Origin of the sequence: Rhodoferax sp., from assembly GCF_039922535.1 — a bacterium.
GTDB lineage: Bacteria > Pseudomonadota > Gammaproteobacteria > Burkholderiales > Burkholderiaceae_C > Rhodoferax_B.
In genome coordinates this window covers 1-9,279 of record NZ_JBDTEM010000244.1, presented here as the reverse complement: position 1 = coordinate 9,279, position 9,279 = coordinate 1, and the positions used below count along the sequence as shown (strand labels likewise).

Annotated in this window: 8 protein-coding genes; all 8 read right to left on the bottom strand. The window is 65.2% G+C overall.

All coding sequences use genetic code 11. The features are described from left to right. Positions 1 to 20 precede the first annotated feature (20 nt). Positions 21 to 332, bottom strand: coding sequence for a winged helix-turn-helix transcriptional regulator (locus ABI213_RS11390; protein WP_315190280.1), 312 nt, complete (start codon positions 330 to 332; stop codon positions 21 to 23). Between the two features lie 145 nt (positions 333 to 477). After that, complete coding sequence (locus tag ABI213_RS11385) at positions 478 to 948, bottom strand: MarR family winged helix-turn-helix transcriptional regulator (RefSeq protein WP_348004903.1); 471 nt, start codon at positions 946 to 948, stop codon at positions 478 to 480. Positions 949 to 996: 48 nt separating this feature from the next. After that, on the bottom strand, positions 997 to 2,688 hold the full coding sequence (locus ABI213_RS11380; protein WP_348004904.1) for a tannase/feruloyl esterase family alpha/beta hydrolase: 1,692 nt from the start codon (positions 2,686 to 2,688) through the stop codon (positions 997 to 999). A gap of 162 nt (positions 2,689 to 2,850) precedes the next feature. Continuing rightward, complete coding sequence (locus tag ABI213_RS11375; protein WP_348027139.1) at positions 2,851 to 4,545, bottom strand: tannase/feruloyl esterase family alpha/beta hydrolase; 1,695 nt, start codon at positions 4,543 to 4,545, stop codon at positions 2,851 to 2,853. 104 nt (positions 4,546 to 4,649) lie between these two features. Beyond that, positions 4,650 to 6,344 (bottom strand): acyl-CoA dehydrogenase family protein, encoded by a 1,695-nt coding sequence (locus ABI213_RS11370; protein WP_348027137.1) that lies wholly within the window; start codon positions 6,342 to 6,344, stop codon positions 4,650 to 4,652. Positions 6,345 to 6,520: 176 nt separating this feature from the next. Continuing rightward, entirely contained in the window at positions 6,521 to 7,651 is a 1,131-nt protein-coding gene (locus ABI213_RS11365; protein ID WP_348007916.1) for a porin, read from the bottom strand. Positions 7,652 to 7,761: 110 nt separating this feature from the next. Then, a complete protein-coding gene (locus ABI213_RS11360) occupies positions 7,762 to 8,493 on the bottom strand; it encodes an ABC transporter ATP-binding protein (RefSeq protein ID WP_348027135.1) in 732 nt (243 codons plus the stop codon). Then, the coding region (locus ABI213_RS11355; RefSeq protein WP_348027133.1) for an ABC transporter ATP-binding protein at positions 8,490 to 9,279 on the bottom strand (790 nt) is incomplete at its 5' end. The genes ABI213_RS11355 and ABI213_RS11360, both read right to left, overlap by 4 nt.

The following is a 9,279-nucleotide window of genomic DNA, read 5'->3' as shown; positions in this document are numbered from 1 at the left end:
TTTTATGGAAACCCGAAGGCTTACTTGACCTTTTTGGCCTGTGCGGTAGACCATTTGCCGGCGAAGGCTTGCAGGTCGCTCAGGCGCTTGAGCAGGTCGGCACCGCTGGGGGTGACGCTGTAGCCTTCGGAGCCGTGGGTCAGCAGGTCGGCTTCGCGCAGCTCTTTGAGGCGGGTGTTCAGGGTGTTGGGGGTGACACCGCCCACGCTGTCTTGCAGCAGGCGGAAGGTTTGGGCGTGGCCGTCGCGCAGGGCCCACAGCACGCGGATGGCGTAGCGGGATTCCAGCAGGGCCAGCAGTTGATGGACGGCGACGTTTTCTTTGGAACTCATGGTGTGTTCTCCTCGGTGCATAGTGTGTTGGGGATCTCTAGGTGCTTGCCTGGCACCTGTTCAGCGGTACAACTATACCGCAAAAATCAAAATTGCTACTAGTTTAATAGCATTGTATGCACGAGGTGTCTGCGCTATAACTGAATTACGTGCGGTATATTTTTTGCAGCAAGCGTATCAAGGTTTTGCGCTCGGTGGTGGTCAGGCTGGAGGTGGCTTCGATTTCCAGCTGTTCCACGGTGCTTTCAGCCCCGGTGACCAGGGCTTCCCCGGCGGGCGTCAGGTGCAGGCCCACGGCGCGGCCATCCACGGGATGGGGGTGGCGTTCGATCAGGCCGCGTTTTTCCAGCGCGCTGACCATGCCCACCACGTTGGGCGGCAGCAGGCTGAGGGCGGTGGCCAGTTGGCGCGAGGTGATGCCGGGGTTGTGGGTGATCAGCGACAGGATGGAAAAGTCCACCGTGCGCAGGTCGTGCACCGCCATGCGCTTAAAAAAGATGTCGAGGATGACCAGGTAGGCCCGGCGGGCGTTGTAGCCCACCAGGCCTTCTAGCATGCTGCTGTCGATGGTGGTGGGGGCAGGCAGGGGCGGGGTGCGCGGGCTTGAAACGGTCATGCGGTATTTTGCCAGCCGTTTCAAGCCGTTCCAGGGTCCCGCGGCGGGCTATTTGCAGCTGAAGCTGGCGGCGCTTTCCACGTCGCCGCTGCCGTTGTAGGTGGCCACCTTGGGGTAGGCGCACAGCGGACGGCTGCGGCTGGGTGACCAGCTGCTGGGCACGTCGGCGTTGACGGCGACGGCATTGCCGGGGCCGCGTGCGTTGGCCACCACGCTGTCGGGTGCCTGGCCTTTTTCAACCCAGTTGACCAGCGGTGTCAGCATGTCGAACTGGTCGGCGGTGGGGCCGCCAGAGCAGTGGTTCATGCCGGGCACCGGGTAGTAGCGCGCGAAGTTGCTGGCGTTGCCGCCGTTGGCGGCGCGCAGTGATTCATACCAGGTGGTGGTGTCGTTGCTGGAGAAGATCGGGTCGCTGGTGCCGTGGTAGACCATCATCTTCGCGCCGCGGTCCCGCAGCCTGGACAAGTTGCTGGGGTTGACCGGCAACATGAAGGACAACGCGCTTTCGGTGTAGGTGCTGTTGGTGGCGGCGATCTTGGCCAGCATGTCGTCGATGCTGCCGGTCAGCGAGAAGGTCGTGCCATTGAAGGTGCTGGCGGCCTCTGGCGGTACCTGCCAGATCAGACCGACCGCACCCGCATCGCGCTGCGCCGGAGAGGTGAACTTCCAGCTCGCCCAGCCGGCGGTGGCCAGACCCGCATCAAACGGCCAGTTGGAATAGAACTTGGAGCCGCTGCTGTTGGTGGCACCGCTGAACAGTTTGGCGACCACGGTTTTTTGTGCCGCCGACAGGCAACTGCCGTCGCGCGCACCACTGCAGGTGGGTACATCGCGGTCCAGGTTGAAGGCTGCTTGGCAGGCCGCGGTGTTTTGCACCATGCCGTCGGTGGCACCGTCGAGCGCATCGCATTTGGCCAGCACGGCGTTAGAGACTAACGCCCGCTCGGTGGTGGTGAAGCCGGTGGACAGGTCGGCGCTGCTGGTGGCCACCGTGGCATAGGCCTGTGCGCCCGCGATGTTGGCGGTGGCGGCCAGTGGCAGGCGGAAACCCGGGTCGCCGACCAGGTAGCCGTCGTATTCTTCGGGCTCGCGCGTGGCGGCCACCATGGTGTGGCGCCCGCCGTTGGAGCAGCCGCCGAAGTAGGAGCGGTCGGGCCCCTTGCCGTAGGCGGTTTTGATGGCACTCTTGGCCATCGGGGTGAGCGTGGCGGCGGCCTGGTAGCCGTAGTCCAGCCGGGCCTGCGGGTCGATGCCGAAGTTTGCGCCCGGTGTGCTGTGCCCAGCATCGGAGCTGATCACGGCAAAGCCCATGTTCAGTGCGTTGGTAGGCCCGCTGCCGCCGTTAACGCCGCCGGTGGCGGTGACCACGCTGCCGTCGGTGCCGCCATTGCCCTGGTAGAAGAAGCGGCCGTTCCAGGCGTACGGCAGGCGCATTTCGAAGCCGATGGCGTAGTTGTTGCCATCCACTGCGCTGACGCGCGGGTTCATCTTGCCGGTGATCTGGCAGTGCGCGGGTACGGGCGTGCCAGCGACGGTCAGCGTGCCCGCGGCAATCGCGTTGGCGGCCGTGATGGTGGTGTTGGGGAAGCTGATCTTGCTGGCCAGGTCGGTACACGACAGCAGGGTGCCTGCGCTGGCGGCCGTCAGTTGGGGGAGCGCGCTATCCGATCCGCCGCACGCCACCAGGAGCGTGGGCAAGGCCGACAAGGCGAGTAGTCCGGGGTGCAATATTCTTTTCATGTAATGTCTCCTAGGTTGAGGCGCAGGGGAGCCCACAGCGTGGCCTCAACACGCTGCAAGCAGGGGGAACGGGGAACTCCGGTGTGCTACTGAATTAGTAGCTTCTAGCGCAGGCAGGTGCTGCGCTAGAAGCTCTTTTTATGCCTATTTTTCGCGATCAACCTATTTACAACTGAAGCTGGCGGCGCTCTCCACGTCGCCGCTGCCGTTGTAGGTGGCCACTTTGGGGTAGGCGCACAGTGGGCGGCTGCGGCTGGCCGACCAGCTGCTGGGCACGTCGGTATTCACACCACCGGCATTGCCGGCGCCACGGGCCGTTGCCACCACGCTGTCGGGTGCCTGGCCTTTTTCCACCCAATTCACCAGCGGTGTCAGCATGTCGAACTGGTCGGTGGCCGGGCCGCCCGAGCAGTGGTTCATGCCGGGCACCCGGTAGAAGCGCGCGAAATTGCTGGCACTGCCACCGTTGGCGCTGCGCACGGATTCATACCATGTGGTGGTGTCGTCGCTGGAAAAGATCGGGTCGCTGGTGCCGTGGTAGACCATCATCTTTGCGCCACGGTCCCGCAGCTTGGACAGATTGGTGGCGTTGACCGGCTGCATGAAGGACAGCGCACTCTCGGTGTAGGTGGCATTGGTCGCGCCCACCCTGGACAGCATCGTGTCCACATTGCCTGTGAGCGCGAATACGGGCCCATTGAAGGTGGCCGCGTCTTCTGGGGGGGTTGGCCAGATCAAGCCCGCGCCGCCAGAGTCCAGTACCAGCGGCGAGGTGAACTTCCAGAAGGCAAAGTTGCTGGTGGCCAGACCGGCATCGAACGGCCAGGTGGAATAGATGCGCGCGCCGCTGCTGGTAGTGGCACCCGAAAATAGTTTGGAAACCACGGTTTTCTGCGCCGCCGATAGGCAGCTGCCGTCGCGCGTACCGCTGCAGGTGGGTACGTCGCGCTCCAGGTTGAAGGCGGCCTGGCAGGCGGCGGTGTTTTGTACCAGGCCGTCGGCGACGCCATCCAGCGCATCGCATTTCGCCAAAACCGCGTTCGAGACCACGGCCCGCTCCGCCGTGGTGAAGGCGGTGGACAGGTCGGAGCTGCTGGTCGCCACCGTGGCATAGGCCTGTGCGCCGGCGATGTTGGCAATCGCCGCCAGCGGCAGGCGGAAGCCCGGGTCGCCGACCAGGTAACCGTCGTATTCCTCGGGCTCGCGCGTGGCGGCCACCATGGTGTGGCGCCCGCCGTTGGAGCAGCCGCCGAAGTAGGAGCGGTCTGGTCCCTTGCCGTAGGCGGTCTTGATGGCGCTCTTGGCCATGGGGGTGAGTGTGGCGGCGGCCTGGTAGCCGTAGTCCAGCCGGGCCTGTGGGTCGATGCCGAAATTGGCGCCCAGTGCCGCGGCGTGGCCAGCATCGGAGCTGATGACCGCAAAGCCCTGGTTCAGTGCGCTGGTGAGTCCGCCGCCGCCGTTGACGGCACCGGTGGCGGTGACCACGCTGCCATCGATGCCGCCGTTGGCCTGGTAGAAAAAGCGGCCGTTCCAGGCGTTCGGCAGGCGCATTTCGAAGCCGATGGCATAGCTGTTGCCATCCACTGCGCTGACCCGCTGGTTCATCGTGCCGGTGATCTGGCAGTGCGCGGGTACGGGCGTGCCGGAGACGGTGAGCGTGCCAGCGGCAATCGCGTTGGCCGCCGTGATGGTGGTGTTGGCAAAGCTGATCTTGCTGGCCAGGTCGGTGCAAGACAGCAGCGTGGCCGGGGTGGCGGCCGCGAGTTGCGGTAGCGCGCTGTCCGAGCCGCCGCAGCCCAGCAGCAGCAGGGCGGGCAGGGCGGAAACGGCGGACACGGCCAGTAAACGGGATTGCATTCTTTTTCTCATCGTTGTGTCTCCAAAGTCGAGGCGCAGGGGAGCCCGCAGCGCGACCTCGACTGAATTTGCGCGCTGAAAGCCGGGAAACGGGGAGGTGCTATTTAATCAATAGCTGTCAGCGCAGGTGCCATATGCACTGGAGGCTTGTTTCTTATAAATTTTTGCGGCAGGCGCTGGCGCATGATGGCCAGGCGCATATCGCACTCGGGCAGCACCCAGGTCTGGAAGGCCTGGGCCGGTTCGGTCCAGCGCGCGTCCGTGCTGCTGGCGCGGATGCGACCCCAGGCCCAGTCCAGCAGTACAAGGGCGACGGCGCGCAGATAGTCGTCAGCTACCCAGTAGGGCAGCTCGGGATCGCCGGGCGCGGCCAGCACCAGCGCCTGGGTCAGCTCGATCAGCGCATCGCGGCGTGCGTCTCCGGGCAGATCGGCCAGCAGCGCGCGTATGGCCACACCGCCATCGGCCCGCACCTTGCGCACCAGCAGGTCGATGGCCTGGATTTCGTTGGTGCCCTCGTAAATCATGGCCACGCGGGCATCGCGCACGATCTGCTCTATGCCCCATTCGCGGATGTAGCCGTGGCCGCCAAACACCTGCAGGCAGGCGCTGGCCCCGCTGAAGGCCTGGTCGGTCATCGCCGCTTTCAGTACCGGGGTGACCAGGGCGCACCAGCGCTGGGCCGCCGCGCGCTGCGTGGCATCGGGGCTGTGCGCGGCCACGTCGAGCTGCAGGGCGGTGTGGTAGGCCAGCACCCGGCCACCGTCGATCCAGGCGCGCTGGGTGGCGAGGATGCGGCGGATGGCCGGGTGTTCAGAAATCAAGTCAGGGCCGTGTGCCGAGGTGGGTGCGCGCATCTGGCGGCGCTCTTGCGCATAGGCATGGGCTTTTTGCCAAGCCGCCTCCAACAAGCCCACGCCTTGCAGGCCGACGTGCAGGCGGGCGGCGTTCATCATCACGAACATGGCGTTCAGCCCTTTGTTCGGTTCACCCACGGGCCAGCCGATGGCATCGTCAAAGCGCATCACGCAGGTGGGGCTGCCGTGCAAGCCCATTTTTTCTTCGATACGCTCGCAGACCACGGCGTTGCGGCTGCCGTCGGGCAGCACTTTGGGTACCAAGAACAGCGACAGGCCTTTGGGCCCGACGGGCGCATCGGGCAGGCGGGCCAGTACCAGGTGGACGATGTTGTCCGTCAGGTCGTGCTCGCCGCCCGAGATGAAAATCTTGCTGCCGTTGACGGCAAAGCTACCGTCGGGCAGGGGCGTGCCCTTGGTGCGCACCAGGCCCAGGTCGCTGCCGGCGTGGGCTTCGGTCAGGCACATGGTGGCCAGCCATTCGCCGGTGGCGATTTTTTCCAAATACGCCTCTTTGAGCGCGTCGCTGCCGTGGTGCTTCAGGCAGGCATAGGCACCGTGCAGCAGGCCGGGGGCCATGGTCCAACCGTGGTTGGCCCCCGCCAGCATTTCAAACAGCACGCCCTCCAGCACCGCTGGCAGGCCTTGGCCACCGTCTTCTACCGCGCACGACAACGACGGCCACCCGGCCTGCCAGAACGCCTGGTAGGCGGCTTTAAAGCCTGGCGGCGTAGCCACTTGGCCCGCCTCGAAGCGGCAACCGATTTCGTCACCCGCACGCTGCAGCGGCGCGACGACGTTGGCGACAAACTTGCCTGCTTCGTCCAGCACCTGCAGCGCCAGGTCTGCATCGGTGTCGGCAAACGGCGGCAGCGCCTGCCATTGGGCAGGGGCTTGCAGCACGTCGCAGAGGATGAAGGTGATGTCGGTCAGCGCGGCCATAAGAATGCTCTATTTTTAGTAGCTACTGGTGTAGAGGGAGTGGGCGCTAGAGTCACATTGCACTTAAATTTTCAGCTGTTTCCGGCAACGGCGATCGCAGAGTCGCCCCTTCCAGGGTTCAGCGGAACCGGCTTCGTCTGGTTGCCAGTTCCGCCCCACGCTACAGCCTGGTTGGCTTAGAAAAAGTGGCGAATGCCGATGCCAACACCGTTTTGCGAACCGCCCGCTGCAGGGTTACTGCCCGCAGCGCCACCGCTGACCGACACGTTCGCCAGCTTGTCATTGCTGATATGTCCGACTTGGCCGTAGACCGCGGTGCGCTTGGACAAGGCATACACGAGCCGTGCGGACAGCAGCGTGGAGTTGCCGTTGTCAAAGTTTTTGTAGCGCAGGCTGGACCACTGGCCGTCCAGCGTCAGCGCAGGGGTCAGCGGGTACGATGCACCCAGGTACCACAGGTCGCTTTTGGGCTTGGTGGCACTGCCTTCGTTGTTGCGGCGGATCACGCCGCCACCGATCTTGGCCCCCATGACTTTGACGTAACCCGCTGCCAGCACGCGGCTGTCGCTGGTGCTGCTGCTGTTCAGGCCGCCAAACACCGAGTCGGGGGCGGCACCAGGTGTGCGGCCGTTGAGGGTGTCGTAGGTCAGCGTGGCACCCCAGTTGGCGGTGTCGTACTTGGCAGTGGCCGACCACTGGCGGCAGGCCTGCTTGTCGGTAGCGCTTTCACCGGCGCAGTTGGTGCCCACCGGGCTGGGGCCGGCGTTGACGGTATCGCGGCCCAGGCTGTACTCAGCGCCCAGGGTCAGGCCGCTGAAGGTGCCACGGTAGGCGATGGAATTGTCGGCGCGGGAGTTGGGGATGTAGCTGTCCAGCGAGCCAATGGCGTACAGCGCTGGCCCGATCACGTCCGAGTCCTGGATCGCCCAGTACAGGGTGGAATACTGGCGGCCCAGGCTGACCGCGCCCCAGGGCCCGGCCAGGCCCACGGTGGATTGGCGGCCAAACAGACGACCGCCCTGGCCGGATGCACCGGTGTCGGGGGCAAAGCCCATTTCCAGCGTGAACTGGGCTTTCAGCCCGTTGCTCAGGTCCTCGGAGCCACGCATGCCCACCCGCGACGGCAAGGTGCTGGTGTTGCTGGGCATACGGTTGATGCTGCCCACACCGTTGACGTTGCTGACGTGTTCTACGCCCACGTCGATGATGCCGTACAGGTTGACGCTTTGGGCGTGGGCGGAACCGGCCGCGGCGGCGGCCAGGGACGCGAGCGCGGTGAGGGCGATGCGCTGGGATGTTTTTTTCATGGTTTGTCTCCTGTGGGTGGTGGTTGGCGGTTGGGGGAAAGGGGTGTAATTGCTATTTTTTACATAGCTGCTTGCGCAGGTACTACCTGCGTAAGAAGCCTTTTTTGTGTTTAAGTTTTGCGGGCGGCGCCCAGGTAGGTGTCGATGACCCGGGAGTCCTGGGCCAGGTCGGCGGCGCGGCCTTGCAGGCTGACGTCACCCATCTCCAGCACATAGCCGTGGTCGGCGGCTTCCAGGGCGGCGCGGGCGTTTTGCTCGACCAGCAAAATCGTCACGCCGGTTTGGCGCAGGGTGTGGATGATCTTGAAGATCTCGCGCACCACCAGCGGTGCCAGGCCCAGGCTGGGTTCGTCCAGCATCAGCAGCGTGGGCCGCGACATCATGGCCCGCCCTACGGCCAGCATCTGGCGTTCGCCGCCCGACAGGGTGCCCGCCAGTTGCAGGCGGCGGTCTTTCAGGCGCGGAAACAGGGCGTAGACCACGTCCAGTTGCTCCCGCCAGGCCTTGTTGCGCAGGCGCAGCTGGCGGAACGCGCCCAGCACCAGGTTGTCTTCGACCGGCATGCTGCCAAACAGCTCGCGCTTTTCGGGCACCAGGGCCATGCCCAGCATGACGCGTTCTTCCAGCGACAGCTTGTGGATCGGCTGGCCCTGGAATGCAATCTCGCCCTGCGCGGGCAGGATGCCCATGACCGCATTCAGCAGCGTGGATTTGCCCGCACCGTTGGGGCCGATGACGGTAATGACGCTACCGGCTGCGGCTTGCAGCGACACGCCGTGCAGCACCTCGGCCTTGCAGTAGCCGGCGCGTAGGCCGTTAATGGAAAGCAGGGGCTGGCTCATGCGGAAACCTTTTCGGGTGGGGCTGCGGGTGCGGTGCGGGCTGTGGTGGTGTCGTCGTCGGTACCCAGGTAGGCGGCCCGTACGGCCGGGCTGGCCTGCACCTGGGCCGGTGTGCCTTCCATCAGATGGGTGCCGAACTCCATCACCACGATGTGGTCGCAGATGTCCATCACCAGGTCCATATCGTGCTCGACCAGCAGAATCGCCATGCCCTCGGCACGCAGCTGGCGCAGCACGCCGCCCAGGGCCAGCTTCTCTTTGTGGCGCAGGCCGGCGGCTGGCTCGTCCGGCAGCAGCAGGGCCGGGTCGCTGCACAGGGCGCGGGCAATCTCCAGCAGCCGCTGCGGGCCCATGGCCAGGTTACCCGCCAGCTCGTGCAGTTGGGCACCCATGCCGACGCGTTCCAGCTGGTGTGCGGCTTCCCGCAGCAGGCGTTGTTCCTCAACCCGGTCCAGGCGCAGCATGGACGACAGCGCACCCTTGTCGCCGCGCAGGTGGGCACCCAGGGCGACGTTCTCCAGCACCGTCATTTCCGGGATCATCTTCACGTGCTGGAAGGTGCGGGAAATGCCGCGCTGGGCGATCTGGCGCGAGGGCAGGCCGCTGACCACCTGGCCCCGAAAGCGCACCTCGCCAGACGTCAAGCCCAGCACGCCGGTGATCAGGTTGAAGGTGGTGGATTTGCCCGCACCATTCGGGCCGATCAGCCCGGTGATTTGCCCGGCCTGGATCGCGAAGCTGATGTCGTTCACCGCCGTCAGCCCGCCGAACTGCTTGCGGATGGCG